Below are 18,073 nucleotides of genomic sequence, written 5' to 3' on the forward strand. Positions count from 1 at the left end.
GATTAAAGTGCGGTCGAAATTTAACCCTTTTTAGGATTTGATTAACAATGGAAAAATATCCTCTTTTATCACTGATTAATTCACCGGACGATTTGCGTCTTTTAAATAAAGATCAACTTCCCCAACTTTGTAATGAATTACGCGGATATTTGTTGGAAAGTGTTAGTCAAAGTAGCGGCCATTTGGCCTCAGGCTTAGGCACGGTGGAGCTCACTGTTGCTTTGCATTATGTATTCAACACCCCATTTGATCAGCTCATTTGGGACGTCGGGCATCAAGCCTATCCACACAAAATTCTCACTGGACGCCGTGATAAAATGTCCACCATTCGCCAAAAAAATGGGCTTCACCCTTTCCCGTGGCGTAATGAAAGTGAGTTTGATGTGCTAAGTGTGGGCCATTCTTCCACTTCTATTAGTGCCGGACTTGGCATTGCCGTGGCAGCAGAAAAAGAAAACGCAGGTCGCAAAACCATTTGTGTCATTGGCGATGGCGCAATCACCGCAGGAATGGCCTTTGAAGCACTCAATCACGCAGGTGCATTACACACCGATATGTTAGTGATTCTCAACGATAATGAAATGTCTATTTCAGAAAATGTGGGGGCATTGAATAACTATCTTGCCCGCTTGTTTTCTGGCTCTTTCTATTCCACCTTACGTGAAGGCGGTAAAAAAATTCTCTCCGGCGTGCCACCCATTAAAGAATTTGTGAAAAAGACGGAAGAACACGTTAAAGGCTTTGTTTCGCCTATTGGCACAATGTTTGAAGAACTAGGTTTTAACTATATCGGTCCAATTGACGGCCATAACGTGGACGAATTAATTAGCACCTTGAAGAATATGAGTAGCCTGAAAGGGCCGCAATTCTTGCATATTAAAACCAAAAAAGGCAAAGGCTATGCGCCAGCGGAACAAGATCCTATCGGCTTCCACGGTGTGCCGAAATTCGATCCTTCAAGTGGAAAATTGCCAAAATCCACCACCCCAACCTATTCGCAAATTTTTGGTGACTGGCTATGTGAAATGGCAGAGCAAGATCCGAAATTAATCGGCATCACCCCTGCTATGCGTGAAGGGTCAGGAATGGTTGAATTTTCCAACCGCTTTCCACAACAATATTTTGATGTTGCCATTGCTGAACAGCACGCCGTTACCTTTGCCGCAGGCTTGGCGATTGCTGGGTTTAAACCTGTGGTAGCCATTTATTCTACTTTCTTGCAACGTGCTTACGATCAGGTGATCCACGATGTGGCCATTCAAAATCTTCCTGTGTTATTTGCTATCGACCGCGCAGGCGTGGTGGGTGCAGATGGACAAACCCACCAAGGCGCGTTTGACATTAGCTTTATGCGCTGCATTCCAAATTTAGTGATTATGACCCCAAGTGATGAAAATGAATGTCGTCAAATGCTTTATACCGGCTATCAATGTGGTAAACCTGCCGCCGTACGCTACCCACGTGGCAATGCCATTGGCGTAGAACTTGAGCCATTAGCAATCTTGCCACTCGGCAAAGGTAACGTTCTGCGCGAAGGGAAAAATATTGCCATTCTAAATTTTGGTACATTGTTATCAAGTGCCAAAACGGTGGCAGAAAAATTAAATACCACCCTTGTGGATATGCGATTTGTTAAACCTATTGATGAGGCCTTAATTTTGCAACTCGCTGAAAACCATTCATTATTAGTAACACTCGAAGAAAATGCCATTCAAGGTGGGGCAGGCAGTGCCGTGGCGGAAGTGCTAAATTCTCAGCCCAAAACTACCGCACTTTTACAATTAGGCTTACCAGATTTCTTCATTCCACAAGGCACGCAACAAGAAATTTTAACTGACTTAAAAATTGATGCTAAAGGTATTGAAGAACAAATATTAGCTTTTCTTGAAAGGCTAAAATATTAATCACTATAGTATTCAATTAAATGCGGGTTTGATATGGAATTTTTAATCAATTTTTTTACTAACTATGGCTACTTCGCTGTTCTCTTTGTTCTAATCATCTGTGGTTTCGGTGTGCCAATCCCAGAAGATATTACCCTTGTTTCAGGTGGTGTGATTGCTGGCTTAGGATATGCTAATCCGCATATGATGCTCATAGTAAGTATGATCGGTGTATTAATTGGGGATAGTACAATGTACTGGTTAGGGCGACTTTATGGCGTAAAAATCTTACGTTTTCGTCCAATTCGTAAAATGCTTACCTTAAAACGTTTACAAATAGTGCGTTCCCAATTTGATAAATACGGCAATCGTGTACTTTTTACCGCACGCTTTCTACCTGGATTAAGAGCACCAATTTATATGATCTCTGGCATTACTCGCCGTGTTAGTTTTATCCGCTTTGTATTAATTGATTTTTTTGCCGCCATTATTTCTGTGCCAATTTGGGTTTATTTAGGGCATTTCGGAGCAAGTAATTTAGATTGGTTGCATAAACAAATCCACAAGGGGCAATTTGTTATTTACGCTATTATTGGCGTAGTTGCCCTGATTGTATTGTGGAAATGGAAAAAATCACGCCAAAATAAACAAACTAAAGAATAGGAAACCTTATGCTCTACGCTATTTATAAAAGTAAGGAAAAAGAAGGAATGTATTTATACATTGCCAAACGCGATGATTTTTCCCCCATTCCCGCCCCCCTACGCGACAGTTTCGGCACGCCTATTTTTGTGATGCTATTTAATCTTAAAGGTGAAAAATCTCTCATCAATGCAGATAATCAAGATGTACTAGAAAAAATCCAACAACAAGGCTTTTATCTACAAATGCCTAAACAAGAGCAGAATTTGTTGGAAATTCATAAAATACATACTTTAAATTTGAATATGTAACAAAGTGCGGTGAAATTTTTTATCATTTTTGAAATCTTGTAAACCTTAGTATAATGCCCGTCTGATTTTTATAAATGAGCAATTAGGAACGTATTGAATGAAAATAATGTCTTTTAATATCAATGGATTGCGAGCTAGACCTCATCAGCTTGAAGCCATTATTGAACAGTATCAGCCGGATATTTTGGGATTGCAGGAAATTAAGGTAGCAGATGAAGATTTCCCTTATGCCTTGGTGGAACATTTAGGCTATCACGTTTATCACCACGGGCAAAAAGGGCATTATGGCGTGGCATTTTTGTTGAAACACTCGCCCAAAGCCATTCACAAAGGTTTTCCGACTGATGACGCGGAGGCACAAAAACGCATTATTATGGCGGAAATGGAAACGGAATTTGGGTTGCTCACGGTGATAAACGGCTATTTTCCACAAGGGGAAAGCCGTAACCACGAAACCAAATTCCCTGCTAAAGAAAAATTCTATGCGGATTTACAACGTTATTTAGAGCAGGATCACAATAAAGACAATCCAATTATTATTATGGGTGATATGAATATCAGCCCAAGTGATTTGGATATTGGCATTGGTGAAGAAAACCGCAAACGTTGGTTGCGCACCGGAAAATGTTCATTCTTACCTGAAGAAAGAGAATGGTATAACCGCTTATATGCCTATGGTTTAACGGACACTTTCCGCCATTTAAACCCAACGACTAACGATAAATTCTCTTGGTTTGACTATCGCTCAAAAGGCTTTGATGATAACCGTGGCTTACGCATTGATCATATTTTGGCAAGCAATAGTTTAATCGATCGTTGTACTGATACAGGCATTGCCCTTGATATTCGTGCGATGGAAAAACCTTCCGATCATGCTCCAATTTGGGCTGTGTTTGAGTAATTTCATCATAATAAAATGGGCAGCTGATAATTAAGCTGCCCATTTTTTATTTTTCTCTCATTTCTAGCGTTCTTGTAACGCTTGTTTCATTCTTGTTAATGGTTTAGTGAGATATTCAAAGACGGTTTTTTCACCTGTTTTTATATCCACTGTTGCAACCATTCCCGGCAGTACAGGCAACAAATTTCCCGTTTTATCGGTTAAATTACTGCCATCCGTTTCGACTAATACACGATAGTAAGAGGCGTTTGGATTTAATTTCAACTCATCACCTGCTCGTTTATCTTGTAATGTGCCTGGGCTCAGCAAAGTAACCACGCCATCTAACCCACCGTAAATAGCATAATCATAGGCAGTTAATCTCACTACAGCTTTCATTCCTGGATGCACGTAAGCAACATCTTTTGGATTAATATAAGCTTCAACAAGTAATTTTTCTTCAATTGGAACGATTTCCATAATATCTTGCCCAACCGTGATTACACCACCAATCGTATTGACTTTGATATTTTTAATTATCCCTTTGAGTGGAGAACGTATAAGAGAGCGTTCTACAGGATCTGCGCGCATTGCTAAGTTTTCTTTTGCTTGATCTAGCTCTCCTTGCACCTTAGCAAGTTCAGCATTCGCCTCATTAATATATTTATGCTCTCGTTCTGATATTTGCAATTTAAGATCTGATGAGGAACGTTGCATTCTAAGTAATTCTACTTGTGATATCGCTCCCTTACGAACCATTGGCTCAGTAATTCTTATTTCAGAATCTAACAATCTTTTACTTTCACGCAGGCTCTTTAATGCTTCTGCTAATGCTTGTTTTTTGGCTTGATAGACCCCTTCTTCACGTTTAATAATATCTGCTGGAAGTCTTTCTGGAAAAACAGGCTTCGTCCCTGATACTTCTGCTTTCAAACGGATAGACACGGCTTCTAGGTTATCGACTTTTGCCTGCGTCTCTCGGAGAATGGCAGAACTTCGTGTATCATCAAGTTTTAATAAGACCTGACCTTTCTCAACTTGCTGTCCTTCTTTTACTAGCATTTCACTCAAAATTCCAGGATCTAAACTTTGGATAATTTGTTCACGACTACTTGGAATAATGGTTCCTTGACCCCTGGTTACTTCTTCTAATTTACTAAAATATGACCAGATCAAAAAAACAAGTAAAAAAGCAGCGAGTAGCCATAAAATAGCAAAGGTTTTTTGGTGCTTTTCTTCTTGCATTGCTGCATGTAAATCTGTCAGCAAATGCAGATCTTTATTATTTACCGTATTTTCTTGTTCATTTCTCATTTGTTCTCATTGCTCCCAGTTTGAGTTGCTGGTTGAGGCTGTTGTTGTGGGTTATTTTGTTCACTTAATTTTTTCAATACAGCATCTCTTGGTCCATCCATGATGATTTTTCCACCATCCACTACAACAACACGATCAACTAAGCGTAATGCTGATAACCGATGGGTTACCACAACCAGTGTTCGTTTAGCCGCCCATTGAGCAATAGCATTTAATGCTTGTATTTCATATTGTGGATCAAAACTATGGGTTGGCTCATCTAAAAGCACCACTTTTGGATCTTTCAACATCATTCGAGCTAATGCTATTGCCTGACGTTGTCCACCAGATAATCCTAATCCATTTTCTCCCAATGGCATATCCAACCCTTTAGGGTGACTACGAATAAAATCCATTAACCCTAAGCGTTGTAATGCAATTAGCAATGTTTGATCTGATGGATAACTATCTGTGCGTGCTATATCTAAGTTATCACGTAACGTACCTAAGAATAGACGAGGATTTTGTTCTAATAATAGTACTTGATTACGTAAATAATAAGGATCAATCTGCTGTAAGTTAATATTATCTAACGTAATACTCCCTTCTGTTGGGCGATATTGGTTAACAGCCAGTTTAAGTGCTGTAGACTTTCCACTACCAATTTTACCTAAAATAGCAACTTTTTCTCCAGGTTGAATATGCAAATTAAAGTTTTTTAGTACTGGAGTATCTTCATCAGTATATTGGAAGGAAAGATTCGTAAAGTTTAATCCGCCTTTAACCTGTTTTAAGCTAACGTATTCTCTATCGGAGGATTTTTCAACAGGGCGCTGAATTATCGCATCAACACCTTTTAATGCTACCCACGCTTGCTGAAAACGAATTGCAAGCCCTGCAATCTGCCCTAAAGGTGATAAAGCTCGCCCAGATAAAATCACTGCTGCAATTAATGCCCCCATAGTAATACGAGAAGATACCTCTTCTGCATGAATGAGATAAGTCCCATATAATACTAAAAATACCGTATTTAGCTGCTGTAAAGCAGTTACTAGATTTATAACAAAGTTACTAATATCCTTTACTTTAATAGAGGAATAAGAGCTTTTTGCAGTAAAAAAATCCCAACGCTTTTGAGCCCATAAAGTGGCATTATTATTTTTTAAAGTTTCAATACCTTCTATCGCTTCCACAGCCAAACCTTGACGTTGTGAAGATTCACGCATAGATTCATTAATCGCTTTTGACAATGGAAATTGAGCTAAAATACCAATTAAAATGACTAATGGAATTAAAATACTTGGTATAATAGCCAGTTTCCCACCAATCAAAAAGATTACGGTAATAAATAATAATAAGAAAGGCAAATCAACCAAGGTCAATAAACTCGCACTTGTCAAAAACTCTCGTACAGATTCAAAATCCCTCAAGTTATTTGCATAAGAACCTGAAGAGGCTGGACGATCTTGTATTCTTAAAGACATTACTCGCCTAAATAGCATCGCACTAATAATAAGATCAGCCTTTTTCCCCGCAATATCAGTTAAATGTCCTCGTAGCATTTTCGCTAAAAACTCAAAGAAAATAGCTAAGAATACCCCAATACTCAATACCCAAAGCGTTTCATAAGCTTGGTTTGGGATAACGCGGTCATAGACATTCATTACATAGAGAGAACTAATTAAAGCCAACGTATTTATCATAAACGTAGCTAAAATAACTTGGTAATAATATTTCTTAAATCGCCAAATAATTTTAAAGAACCAAGATTTTGGTAAATCATATTCCGGCAATTCTGAACGATTATCCTGCGCTAATTTAGGTTTAATAAACCAGCAGTAGCCTAAATATTTAGAGGCTAATTCGTCTTCAGGTAAATCAATAAATAGCCCAGATTCTTGTGCCAAACGATATGTTTTACCACTTTCCTCTTCTTTAATTTCAACTAAAACCGCTGCCTCTTCATTTCTCAACAAAATAATGACTGGCATGGCGAGAGAAGGAATTTCATTTAAAGGGCGTTCTGAAATACTGTTATCAAATCCTTCACTTCTTAGATATTCGCAAAGACCTGAAAAATCTGCACTATTCCCATTTTTACGAATAGTGTGTGCACTTAATGTTGCGACTGACAATGGCGAACCTAATAATTGTGTTGCCAATGCAAGATGTTCAATAATACTTTTCATTTATTTATTTTCCATTAACCCATTTTCTCAAGGTGCCTTGAGATGCTAGATAATCTAATACAGAATGGCGTAATTGGTATTCTGAGTTTACTTTGCTTAATTGTGCAGATAATAGTTCATTCTCTGCATTTAGTAACTCAAGTAAAGTTCTCTTCGCAATCAAGAATTGTAATTTATAAAATTCTATAACTTCTTTTTGGCTATTAATTTGTTTATTTAAGGTTTTAAGGTGTGCTTGATATTCAGATAAATTTAATAAAGCTAAAGATTTACGTTCTTCAATATCAAGATTAGCTTGCTCTAAATTACTTTCAGCTAAAAGTAAACGTTCTGCCCGTTCCTCTACAGCATAAGCACTTTCAGGATTATACACATCCCAAGACATATTCAAATACACAGCACGATCATCACGCGTCGCTTGCCCAATTAAATCCAATTTGGGTAAACGCTCTGCTTTTCTTGCAGCCAGTTCTGCAGTAGCATCTTCAATCTCAGAACTTGATACTTTGATTGTAGGGTGTTGACTCTTATCTGCTGAATACTTAGCCACTAAGCTTTCTGCAGTTAATCCATTGAAAGGATTTGATAATTTATTGATGTTAAGCTCTTGACCTGAATAACGCTTTAGCTTATCTATCATCGTTTTTAATTCTCGCTGATTCGAATTAATTTGTTGCTCAATTGCATATTTTCTCGCTTGAGCTTGAACAAATTCAGATCTACGACCTTCATCATTATCAGCAATGATATCAATTTCATTCAGCGTACTATCAATACGTTTAATGCTATTCTTTAATACATTTAACGTGTCTGCAGATCTCAATGCCATTAAATATAATTCAGTGATTGTATAACCTAATGACTCATAGGTTTCATCTATTTTATACCGATATGTCTGCTCTGCTTTTTCACTTTGCTCAACGCGTTTTTCTATTGCACCAAAAGAATAAAGGTTTAAAGAAAGCTGCGCGCCTGGAGTAAATTTGGAAGATTTATTTTCTGTATAGCGATGACTTTCATGCATATTTTGCTGAGCAAAAATAGACAGCTTGGGTTGGTGCCCTGCCTCTGCCTGCTTTACTTTCTTTTGAGCAATTTTTTGATTTGCCTGTGCAGCCAGTACTTTCGGATCTTTATCAAAAGCTTTACGAATAACTGTTTGCAACTGTAAAGAATCAGCTGCCGCACTTCCTGCTAAAAAATATAATAATAGTAATGGGGCTCTTTTTAATCCCAACTGTTTCATAACACTTCTCCTAAAGCGAGTTAGATAGGATACTAATTTATCTTTTACCCTAAAAACATAGAAATAAAACTGACCAAGTATACCATAATCACCAGAAAAAACTATCAACGAGTAAAAATAGCGTTAGTTTTAGTAAAAATTCCCGTAAAATACACCGCACTTATTTTTATTAAAAGGTAGATAAAATGTCTGTGGTACTCAACCAGCTTATTGCATTGCTAAAATTGGAACAGCTTGATGATTTTCTCTTTCGTGGGCAAAGCCAAGATTTAGGTTTACGCCAAGTGTTTGGAGGACAAGTGGTGGCGCAAGCGCTTTCAGCGGCGATTCAGGTTGCCCCCCAAGATCGCGTGTTGCATTCTTGCCACGCCTATTTTCTTGCTCCTGGGGATAGTGAGCACCCGATTATTTATGATGTGGAAGTATTACGTGAAGGACACCATTTTACTGCGATGCGAGTGAAAGCCATTCAGCATAATCAAGTCATTTGCCACATTACAGCTTCATTTCAGATGGAAGAAGAAGGCTTTGATCACCAATCTTCAATGCCAAATGTGGGCGAGCCAGACAGCTTTATGGCTGAAAGTGTGGCATTGCAAAAACTGGCGCAATATATTCCTGAGCCAATTCGCGATAAATTTACTGCCGAGCGTCCATTTGATATTCGTAGCAAATATATCAATAATCCGTTTAAAGGTAACGCTTTGCCACCAGAACAATATGTTTGGGTGAAAGCCAACGGTGAAGTGCCGCAAGATCGTGCCATTCAGCAATGTTTGTTGGCATATTTTTCTGATTTTCATCCGCTACTCACTACCCTTCACCCACATCAAAAAGGTTTTTTAGAAACAGGAATAAAATTAGCCACCATTGATCATTCCATTTGGTTTCACCGTACAGGCGATCTTAACGATTGGCTACTCTACGCCATTGAAAGCCCTAACGCCTTTGGTGCAAGGGGCTTATCACGCGGGCAAATTTTCGATCGTCAAGGGCGTTTAATTGCCACCACACAGCAAGAAGGTTTAATTCGATTTAGCGAAAAATAAGGAAAAAAATGACCGCACTTTTAATGACACAACTTTGGGATCTGGTTACACACGCCTTGCAAGAAAAAGATCCCACGAAAAAATGTGAGCAAGTAAATGCCTTATATAGCGATCTTTTGCCACGCATTGAACAAGCTGAATTGGCAGACTTCCCAACAGTAACAAAAGATCAAGAAATCGCCGCCTTTCCTGACAAACCGAGATTGGTTGCACCGCACGCTGTGCCAAAACGTTCTTTTGCCACACAAGAAGGTTATGCTGCCACTTTGCACGCCATCGCACATATTGAATTTAATGCGATTAATTTAGGCTTGGATGCTGCTTGGCGATTTGCCCGTGAAGCAGAAAAAGAATTAGGCGAAGGGTTAGCCTTTGCGCATGATTGGTTGCGCGTTGCTTATGAAGAAAGCACCCATTTCACTTTAGTAAACAATCATTTAAAAACCTTAGGCTATAAATATGGCGATTTTGAAGCACACGCTGGATTATGGGAAATGGCACAAGCCACTGCGCACGATATTTGGGAACGAATGGCGTTAGTGCCACGGGTTTTGGAAGCAAGGGGTTTGGACGCTACTCCTGTAATGCAAGAAAAAATCGCGCAGCGTAAAGATTTTGATGCAGTGAAAATTCTCGATATTATTTTGCGTGATGAAATTGGCCACGTTTCCATTGGCAATCATTGGTATCACGCCCTTTCTGCCAAACGTGGATTGGACGCAATGCAATGTTTTAGCGATTTATTGCGTAAATATCGCATTGTCATTTTCAAAGGGGCAATCAACACCGATGCTCGTATCCAAGCTGGTTTCACTCAATTTGAATTGGACTGGATTTATGAAATTGAACAGACGTTAAAATCTCATCTTAAAGCCAATCAAGTTAAATAAATTGACCATAAAACCAATCCAAAGGCGATTAGTTAGTTAATCGCCCTTTTTTCAATTCAGTCTAGTTATTTGCTATTTGCCACCCATTTTCCATCAATATAATCTGCTCGCCATTTTGTGGCTTTACCATTTTTTTCGGACGTAATATATTGACGTTTTTCCTTACGGCTAAAGCGAACAATGGCTTCATTACCTTCAGGATCTTTCTGTGGCGCATCGGCTAAATATTGCAATTTTTCAGGCAAACGATCACGATATAGTGCCAACTCAGCCACTTTTGCTGCACGGGTTTCACGAGATTTCGGGAAATTATGCGCAGACATAAACACGCCACTTGCGCCATCACGCAATACAAAATACGCATCAGAATTTTCACATTTTAACTCTGGGAAATGTACTGGCTCTTCTTTTGGTGGCGCAACTTCGCCATTTTTTAAGATTTTGCGCGTGTTATCACATTGGGTACAAGCCATATATTTGCCAAAACGCCCTAATTTTAAGTGCATATCAGCACCGCACTTATCACATTCCACCACCGGACCGTCATAACCTTTAATCTTAAACTCGCCTTGCTCCACCACATAGCCATCACAATTTGGATTATTTCCGCACACATAAAGTTTTCTTTGTGGATCAATAATATAACTATCCATTGCCGTGCCACATTTCGGGCAGCGTTTGCGATCCATCAGGGCTTTAGTTTCAGAAGCTTCGTCCAGCACATTTAACAATTCAGCTTCTGGAATTAAATTTATCGTCGTTTTACACCGCTCTTTTGGTGGTAAGGCATAACCTGAACAGCCTAAGAATACGCCAGTACTTGCAGTACGAATCGCCATTGGACGGCTACAAGTTGGGCATTTAATATCGGTTAGGACAAGACTATTTGGCTTCATTCCGCCTTCTAGCTCATCTAATTCAGCTTGGCTCAGCTGCGCAGAAAAATCTTTAAAGAATTGATTTAATTCCGCTTTCCAATTTTTCTCACCGTTGGCAATTTGGTCTAGCACATCTTCCATATTGGCGGTGAAATCATAATTCATTAAATCGGTGAACGATTGATTAAGGCGATCGGTAACAATCTCCCCCATTTTTTCTGCATAAAAACGGCGATTTTCCACCCGCACATAACCACGATCTTGAATGGTTGAAATGATCGCGGCATAAGTGGATGGGCGACCAATACCGCGTTTTTCCAGCTCTTTAACCAGTGCAGCTTCGGTAAAGCGTGCTGGTGGCTTAGTGAAATGTTGCTGTGGAATCACTTCTTTTAAATTTAGCTGATCATTCACCGCAACTGCTGGCAGCACTTGATCTTCTGCACTTTTGCTCATTGGCGGTAACACTTTTGTCCAACCGTCAAAACGTAAAATGCGCCCTTTGGCTTTCAGGCCGTAATCGCCCGCCGTTACCGTGAGCGTTGAGCTGTCATATTGCGCGGCAGGCATTTGGCAAGCCACAAATTGACGCCAAATGAGATCATATAAACGCACCGCATCTTTATCCATTCCCTGCACATCAGCCGCCAACACACATACATCAGAAGGACGAATGGCTTCGTGCGCTTCTTGCGCATTATCTTTGCTCGAATAAAAATTCGGTTTAGCCGGTAAATATGCATCACCATAATTTGAACCGATATAATCACGCACCATATTTAACGCATCTTTACTCAAATTAGTGCTATCGGTACGCATATAGGTAATATAACCTGCTTCATACAAACGCTGCGCCAGCATCATTGTTTTTTTCACGCCAAAATTAAGGCGAGTACTCGCTGTCTGTTGCAAGGTTGAAGTAATAAATGGCGCTTTCGGTTTAGAGCTGGTTGGCTTGGTTTCTAAATCAGAAACGATATAGTCAGATTTTTGTAAAAAATCCACCGCACTTTGCGCTTGTTGCGCATTCTTCGGCTCAAATTTTTTCCCTTTAAAGCTGGTTACATCAAGACGTAAGCCAATTTTCTGTGCGGTTTCCGTTTGCACCGCCACTTCCCAATATTCTTCTGGTTGGAAAGCTTTGATCTCACGCTCTCGTTCTACTAATAATTTCACCGCGACCGATTGCACACGCCCTGCGGATAAGCCACGCGCCACTTTCTTCCATAATAATGGCGACACCATAAAGCCCACCACGCGATCAAGAAAACGGCGTGTTTGTTGGGCATTAACGCGATCCATATTGAGATGTTCAGGGTGTTCAAAGGCTTGAGTGATGGCATTTTTGGTGATCTCGTTGAATACCACACGGCTAAAACGCTCATCATCACCGCCAATCACTTCACGCAAATGCCAAGCAATGGCTTCCCCTTCTCTATCCAAATCGGTGGCGAGATAAATATGATCGGCTTTTTTCGCCAGCGATTTCAGCTCCGCCACCACTTTTTCTTTACCCGGTAAAATTTGGTAATTGGCTTTCCAATCGTGATAAGGATCGATCCCCATACGCTTCACCAACGCATTACGTTCTTTCTCTTGCTTAATCGCTTGCTTTTCTTCTGGGCTTAATCCTTTGGTTGAAATTGGCTTGGCTTTTTCACCAGTACTCGTTCCAGCGGTAGGTAAATCGCAAATATGCCCTACGCTGGATTTCACAATATAATCCTTTCCTAAATACTTATTAATAGTTTTCGCCTTGGCTGGCGACTCCACAATCACTAAAGATTTACTCATCTTTTTCTTTACCTAATTTCTGCTAACTTATGTAGAATTGTCCGATATATTGCGGACTATCTGAGGATTGGTCAATCATTTTTTTTTAAAAGGAAGAATAAGTGGATAAACTCAATGCAATTTCTGTCTTTTGTAAAGTGGTGGAAACGCAAAGTTTTACCCAAACCGCTATACAGCAAAATATCTCCGTAGCAATGGCGAGTAAGCTGGTTTCACAACTAGAAGAACAGCTGAAAACCCGCTTATTGCAGCGTACCACCAGAAAGATTGTGCCTACTGAAGCGGGACTGCTTTATTACCAACGTTGCCAGCCTATTCTGGCGGAATTGCAAGATGCCGAAGCCAGTATCAGCAATCTTGCTAGCGCATTGCAAGGCAAGCTACATATTTCCGTGCCACGGGATTTTGGCTTGCGTTTTATTGCGCCTAATTTGGGCTTATTCTTGCACGCCAATCCCGATCTTGAAGTGGATATTGAATTTAACGATCGTTTAGTGGATTTAATCACCGAAGGCTTTGATCTCGCTTTACGTATTGGCAATTTGCAAGACAGTTCGCTCGTAGCGAAAAAAATTGCGAGTTCAACAATGCACATTGTGGGATCGCCTGATTATTTCGCTAAAAAGGGTATTCCACAAACGCCTGAAGAACTCTATCAACACAAAATAATGCTGTATAAATCCAATAATAATCAAGTATTTTGGGAATTTATCAACGGCACAAGAATTGAGCGCTTGCGCGTGCAAGCTGATGTAATGTGCAACAGTGGCTTGGCGCTGGCAGAACTGGCAAAATCGGGACTCGGCATTGTGAATTTACCCCGTTTTCTGATTGAAAATGAATTAGCTTCGGGGGAATTGGTGGAAGTGTTGGCTGACTATCCGCAACATCAGATTGATATGAATATTGTCTATCCCCACCGCCGTCATTTAGCTGCAAAAGTGAAAGCCTTCGTGGATTTTTTAAGCCAGCTTGGATTATGCCAAGAAAATGCTAGCAACAAATAGAAGAAATAATAGGAATAAAAAGTGCGGTGCAATTTTTAAAAATTTTCCCCTTCTATTTGCATAAAAGGGGAAAATGATTTTTAGCGTAATGTTCCGCAGTTAATACAGTATAAATACTGCCCTTTTGGATCATTAAATTGGCTCAGTTGATTGAGCTGTTGTTTTACTTCATTGAACGGTTTTGCCAAACCAAGCGCACTGAATAATTGCTGTTGTGCACCTTTGCCAAAGCTTTTCACTAAGGCATCGAACATAGAATCATTACGTTCAATTAGCCATTCTACGCTAAATTGTTCCGCACTTTGATCACCTTGTTTTGCCTTAGCCAATTCAGTTGCTTTTTCCACCGCGCGATCAAAATTACCTAGCTCGTCCACCAATTTATTTTGCAAGGCTTCCGATCCCAACCATACTTGACCTTGTGCGATTTTATCTACATCAGCCTTAGCTAACTGACGGCCTTTGCTAACAAGCGAAAGGAATTTATCGTAACCGTGTTCAATTTCCAGTTGATAAAGATCACTTTTTACTTTTGAGATGCCACCAAAAGAAGATTGCTGGCTTAATGGTGAAGTGGCCACGCCATCAGCATTCACGCCAATTTCTGCCACGGCTTTCTCAAAGGTCGGAAACATCGCAAAAATACCGATAGATCCTGTAATGGTATCTGCATCAGCTAAAATATAATCTGCCGTGCTAGAAATCCAATATCCCCCTGAAGCGGCCATTGCCCCCATTGACACCACCACTGGTTTACCTGCTTGCTGTAAATGCACAATTTCCTGACGGATAATTTCTGACGCAAAGGCACTGCCACCAGGGCTATTTATGCGTAAAATCACGGCTTTGATTTTTTTGTCTTCATAAGCCTGACGCAACAATGTGGCAATCGTATCGCCACCAACGCCATTTTCATCGGTTTCACAGTCAATAATTGCGCCTTCAACATTGACTACCGCAATGCGATTTTCCCCCTCCCCTTCAATACGATCAGGTAAATCCGACAAATAGCGATCAAACGGCAACAATTTTGCTTTGCCTTCTGCATTTTTACCAAAAAGTGCGGTGAGTTTTTGTGCTAAAGTGAAACGATCAGCAAGTTGCGTAACAAATTTTTGCTGTTGGGCATAAGCCGTCAAATCCCCATTTAACGCTTTCAAATTCGCGAAATATTGCTCCGCCTCAGGTAAGACATTCGCAACAGGGATTTCACGATTGTTTGCGATCAGCGTTTTATAATCCGTCCACATTGTATTTAACCAACGTTGCATATTGGATCTGGCTTCTGCCGACATATCATTACGCAAAAATGGCTCAACGGCAGATTTATACGTCCCTACACGGAAAATATGTGGCGTGATTTTTAGCTTGTCAAGCAAATCTTTGTAATACAGATTTTCCAACGCCAAACCTTGTATTTCCACCGTACCAATCGGGTTGAGATAAATTTCATCGGCATAGCTCGCAATTACATATTGTTTTTGCGTATAGCTATCCGCATAAGCAATCACCGGCTTACCACTTTGTTTAAACTCATTAATTGCCTTGCCCACATATTTAATCGCAGGCAAATCTGCCCCCTCAAAACGATTAAGATCTAACACCAAGCCTTTGATGCGTGGGTCATTCACCGCAGATCGAATACTATATACTAAATCAAAGGTAGAAATTTGACGCGGTACATATTGAGAATCTACTTCTTTCAACAAATCTTGCAAAGAGTGAATTTCTTCACGATTATCCGCTAAATATCCATCTAAATTCAGCAATAACGCCCCTTCATCTGCGCCCAATGGCGCTTGGGTTTCTTTATTTGCATTCGTGAGCAAACTCACCACCGCAAAAAGAAACAGTACAAAAACAAGAAAGACTAAATTCATCACAACATTGCGCACAAAATTTAATCCTCGCCACAGCATAGAGCCGAGTTTCATCAGCGATTTCATAGGTTTCCTTATTTTTTGATTTTATTTGAGAAGGCGTATCATAAACAGATTAACGCCCAAATGCGAATAATTCTTTTCAGAATGACTGTTTTTATCCGCCTTGCTCTATTTTCTCCATCACAATCGCAAAATTCGCAAAAAAATCATCGCACTTAAACAGGTTTTGCTATGGTTGCTCCCACCACAAGGAGAATCCAATGTTAAATTTATTCAAACGCCCGATATAAAAGGGCTTTTCTCTATCGCACGCATCTAATACAAAAAACTATGCTATAATCCACCGCACTTTTCATAACAAAAATGATCACAAAAGGACTGATTATGGACGCTTTAACCCTACTCACTTCACGCCGTTCTAACAAGAAACTCTTTGCGCCCGCGCCAAACGAAGCGCAACTTGAACAGATTTTCCAAGCCGCACTGCACGTTCCTGATCACGGTAGATTGCAACCTTATCGCTTTGTGGTGATTGAAAAAGAAGGGTTAAGTAAACTTGGTAACTTATTAAAAAGTGCCGCGCAAGAGCTTACCCTCGGTGAAGAGCGGTTGAAAAAAGCGGAAAATTTACCTAATCGTGCACCAATGATCATTGCAGTCATCGCAAAAATCCAAAAAGATATTGCCAAAGTCCCCGTTTGGGAACAAATGCTTAGTGCTGGTTGTGCTACTTACGCAATGCAACTTGCAGCCAATGCACAAGGCTTTGACAATATTTGGGTAACGGGTCCTTGGGTTAATGGATCAGCCTTACGCAACGCATTACAATGTAAGGAAGATGATAAAGTGATCGCTTTGCTAATGGTTGGAACAGGTGAAGAAAAAATGAATCGTGAAGCAAAAACATTAGATATATCTGATCTGGTAAGTTACCTATAAGCTTGATTATTTCGATACAGAAAAAGAAAAGGTGAGAAAATCTCACCTTTTTAGTTAACCTTTCAATCTTACTTAGCTAAAGCACTTCGATTAATGATGATTGAGAATTGGTCCCCTCAATTAATTCACCAATTTCAAATAATTCTATTCCCTCTTTTTCTGCCAATCCTGTAACTTGTGTGATAGTTTCAGGCTTAACCGCAATAAGTAATCCTCCTGAGGTTTGCGGATCACATAATATATTTTTTTGTAGCTCGCTCATCACAGAAATTTTATGCCCATAGCTATTAAAGTTTCTTGCTGTTCCACCTGGTACATAGCCTTTTTGAATATAGTGAATCACTCCCTCTAAGGTTTTAACTCGCTCAAAATAAATTTTCGCTTTTAGCTGAGAACCTTCACAAATTTCGCTTAAATGACCAAGCAAGCCAAAGCCTGTTACATCAGTCATTGCAGTGATACCTTCTAATTCAGCAAACTGCAAACCAATTTTGTTCATTTGGCACATTGTTGCGGTGGCAAGACCTTTGTGTTCTGGCTTGAGCTTTCCTTTTTTTTCAGCCGTGGTTAAAACGCCAATACCGAGCGGCTTAGTTAAATAAAGTTTGCAACCAGCTTGTGCTGAGTCGTTCCTTTTCACTTTATCGGTAGAAATTACGCCTGTTACTGCTAAACCAAAAATTGGCTCGGGTGCATCAATCGAATGCCCACCCGCTAAGGCGATCCCAGCTTGTTGGCAGGCAAAGCGCCCACCATCAACAATACGTTGTGCTACGCTTGGTGGGAGTAATTTGATTGGAAATCCTAAAATTGCGATCGCCATAATAGGTTTTCCTCCCATTGCAAAAACATCACTGATGGCATTGGTGGCAGCTATGCGACCAAAATCAAAAGGATCATCTACAATTGGCATAAAAAAATCTGTCGTGCTGATAACCCCAATTCCATTACCAATGTCATAAACAGCCGCATCATCTTTGGTCTCATTGCCTACCATTAAATTTGGAGAGATAAATTTTTCCATTTTCGAATGTAAAATTGTCTCAAGATCTTGGGGAGAAATTTTACAACCACACCCCGCACCATGGCTGTATTGAGTTAGGCGGATAGTTTCTGTGACTGTTTGATCTAGCTCATTTTGAATATCATTAAGATTTGCTTCTTTTTGCATAACTTCCTCGCTTTACCA

General features: G+C 39.9%; 14 protein-coding genes. 8 read left to right on the top strand and 6 right to left on the bottom strand.

Features of this window, described 5'->3' with window-relative positions:
• Positions 1-47: 47 nt before the first annotated feature.
• The 4 genes from dxs (at position 48) to xthA (ending at position 3,737) form a co-directional block, all read left to right on the top strand.
• The gene (dxs, locus tag L5B71_RS02475; RefSeq protein ID WP_265756808.1) at positions 48-1,904 is read left to right on the top strand and encodes a 1-deoxy-D-xylulose-5-phosphate synthase; all 1,857 of its coding nucleotides are present in this window, start codon (positions 48-50) and stop codon (positions 1,902-1,904) included.
• A gap of 33 nt (positions 1,905-1,937) precedes the next feature.
• Positions 1,938-2,546: a DedA family protein gene (locus L5B71_RS02480; protein ID WP_265756809.1), complete on the top strand. Its 609-nt coding sequence runs from the start codon at positions 1,938-1,940 to the stop codon at positions 2,544-2,546.
• Positions 2,547-2,554: 8 nt separating this feature from the next.
• Entirely contained in the window at positions 2,555-2,836 is a 282-nt protein-coding gene (locus L5B71_RS02485; RefSeq protein WP_265756810.1) for a YcgL domain-containing protein, read from the top strand.
• Positions 2,837-2,933: 97 nt separating this feature from the next.
• A complete protein-coding gene (gene xthA / locus L5B71_RS02490) occupies positions 2,934-3,737 on the top strand; it encodes an exodeoxyribonuclease III (RefSeq protein WP_265756811.1) in 804 nt (267 codons plus the stop codon).
• A 63-nt stretch (positions 3,738-3,800) separates the two neighbouring features.
• On the opposite strand, the gene L5B71_RS02495 is transcribed toward xthA, so the two are convergent.
• Genes L5B71_RS02495 through L5B71_RS02505 form a run of 3 tightly spaced genes read right to left on the bottom strand, consistent with a single transcriptional unit; the run spans position 3,801 to position 8,444 of the window.
• Positions 3,801-5,030, bottom strand: coding sequence for an HlyD family efflux transporter periplasmic adaptor subunit (locus L5B71_RS02495; RefSeq protein WP_265756812.1), 1,230 nt, complete (start codon positions 5,028-5,030; stop codon positions 3,801-3,803).
• Positions 5,027-7,198, bottom strand: coding sequence for a type I secretion system permease/ATPase (locus L5B71_RS02500; protein WP_265756813.1), 2,172 nt, complete (start codon positions 7,196-7,198; stop codon positions 5,027-5,029). Before L5B71_RS02500 ends, L5B71_RS02495 begins: the two co-directional genes overlap by 4 nt.
• A gap of 4 nt (positions 7,199-7,202) precedes the next feature.
• Complete coding sequence (locus tag L5B71_RS02505; protein ID WP_265756814.1) at positions 7,203-8,444, bottom strand: TolC family protein; 1,242 nt, start codon at positions 8,442-8,444, stop codon at positions 7,203-7,205.
• Between the two features lie 185 nt (positions 8,445-8,629).
• On the opposite strand from L5B71_RS02505, the gene tesB reads away from it, so the two are divergent.
• A complete protein-coding gene (tesB, locus tag L5B71_RS02510; protein ID WP_265756815.1) occupies positions 8,630-9,493 on the top strand; it encodes an acyl-CoA thioesterase II in 864 nt (287 codons plus the stop codon).
• An 8-nt stretch (positions 9,494-9,501) separates the two neighbouring features.
• The gene (locus tag L5B71_RS02515; protein WP_265756816.1) at positions 9,502-10,383 is read left to right on the top strand and encodes a ferritin-like domain-containing protein; all 882 of its coding nucleotides are present in this window, start codon (positions 9,502-9,504) and stop codon (positions 10,381-10,383) included.
• 65 nt (positions 10,384-10,448) lie between these two features.
• Here the strand turns inward: L5B71_RS02515 and topA are convergent, their stop codons facing one another.
• A complete protein-coding gene (gene topA / locus L5B71_RS02520; protein WP_265756817.1) occupies positions 10,449-13,055 on the bottom strand; it encodes a type I DNA topoisomerase in 2,607 nt (868 codons plus the stop codon).
• 101 nt (positions 13,056-13,156) lie between these two features.
• Between topA and L5B71_RS02525 the strand changes: the two genes are divergently transcribed.
• Positions 13,157-14,062 carry a LysR family transcriptional regulator gene (locus L5B71_RS02525; protein WP_265756818.1) on the top strand — a complete coding sequence of 302 codons (906 nt, stop codon included), beginning with the start codon at positions 13,157-13,159 and terminating at the stop codon, positions 14,060-14,062.
• An 80-nt stretch (positions 14,063-14,142) separates the two neighbouring features.
• On the opposite strand, the gene sppA is transcribed toward L5B71_RS02525, so the two are convergent.
• Positions 14,143-15,999, bottom strand: a complete 1,857-nt coding sequence (gene sppA / locus L5B71_RS02530) for a signal peptide peptidase SppA (RefSeq protein WP_442780737.1) — start codon at positions 15,997-15,999, stop codon at positions 14,143-14,145.
• 330 nt (positions 16,000-16,329) lie between these two features.
• On the opposite strand from sppA, the gene L5B71_RS02535 reads away from it, so the two are divergent.
• On the top strand, positions 16,330-16,884 hold the full coding sequence (locus tag L5B71_RS02535; protein WP_265756820.1) for an NAD(P)H nitroreductase: 555 nt from the start codon (positions 16,330-16,332) through the stop codon (positions 16,882-16,884).
• Positions 16,885-16,960: 76 nt separating this feature from the next.
• Here the strand turns inward: L5B71_RS02535 and selD are convergent, their stop codons facing one another.
• Positions 16,961-18,055 (bottom strand): selenide, water dikinase SelD, encoded by a 1,095-nt coding sequence (gene selD, locus L5B71_RS02540; RefSeq protein ID WP_265756821.1) that lies wholly within the window; start codon positions 18,053-18,055, stop codon positions 16,961-16,963.
• Positions 18,056-18,073: the final 18 nt, after the last annotated feature.

It is taken from the genome of Avibacterium sp. 21-586 (genome assembly GCF_026226775.1).
In the GTDB taxonomy this organism is placed as follows: domain Bacteria; phylum Pseudomonadota; class Gammaproteobacteria; order Enterobacterales; family Pasteurellaceae; genus Avibacterium.

Excerpts from the sequence above, each read along its gene's own strand:
- dxs (WP_265756808.1), top strand. The coding sequence starts at position 48 with ATGGAAAAATATCCTCTTTTATCACTGATTAATTCACCGGACGATTTG.
- L5B71_RS02480 (WP_265756809.1), top strand. The coding sequence starts at position 1,938 with ATGGAATTTTTAATCAATTTTTTTACTAACTATGGCTACTTCGCTGTT.
- L5B71_RS02485 (WP_265756810.1), top strand. The coding sequence starts at position 2,555 with ATGCTCTACGCTATTTATAAAAGTAAGGAAAAAGAAGGAATGTATTTA.
- xthA (WP_265756811.1), top strand. The coding sequence starts at position 2,934 with ATGAAAATAATGTCTTTTAATATCAATGGATTGCGAGCTAGACCTCAT.
- L5B71_RS02495 (WP_265756812.1), bottom strand. The coding sequence starts at position 5,030 with ATGAGAAATGAACAAGAAAATACGGTAAATAATAAAGATCTGCATTTG.
- L5B71_RS02500 (WP_265756813.1), bottom strand. The coding sequence starts at position 7,198 with ATGAAAAGTATTATTGAACATCTTGCATTGGCAACACAATTATTAGGT.
- L5B71_RS02505 (WP_265756814.1), bottom strand. The coding sequence starts at position 8,444 with ATGAAACAGTTGGGATTAAAAAGAGCCCCATTACTATTATTATATTTT.
- tesB (WP_265756815.1), top strand. The coding sequence starts at position 8,630 with ATGTCTGTGGTACTCAACCAGCTTATTGCATTGCTAAAATTGGAACAG.
- L5B71_RS02515 (WP_265756816.1), top strand. The coding sequence starts at position 9,502 with ATGACCGCACTTTTAATGACACAACTTTGGGATCTGGTTACACACGCC.
- topA (WP_265756817.1), bottom strand. The coding sequence starts at position 13,055 with ATGAGTAAATCTTTAGTGATTGTGGAGTCGCCAGCCAAGGCGAAAACT.
- L5B71_RS02535 (WP_265756820.1), top strand. The coding sequence starts at position 16,330 with ATGGACGCTTTAACCCTACTCACTTCACGCCGTTCTAACAAGAAACTC.
- selD (WP_265756821.1), bottom strand. The coding sequence starts at position 18,055 with ATGCAAAAAGAAGCAAATCTTAATGATATTCAAAATGAGCTAGATCAA.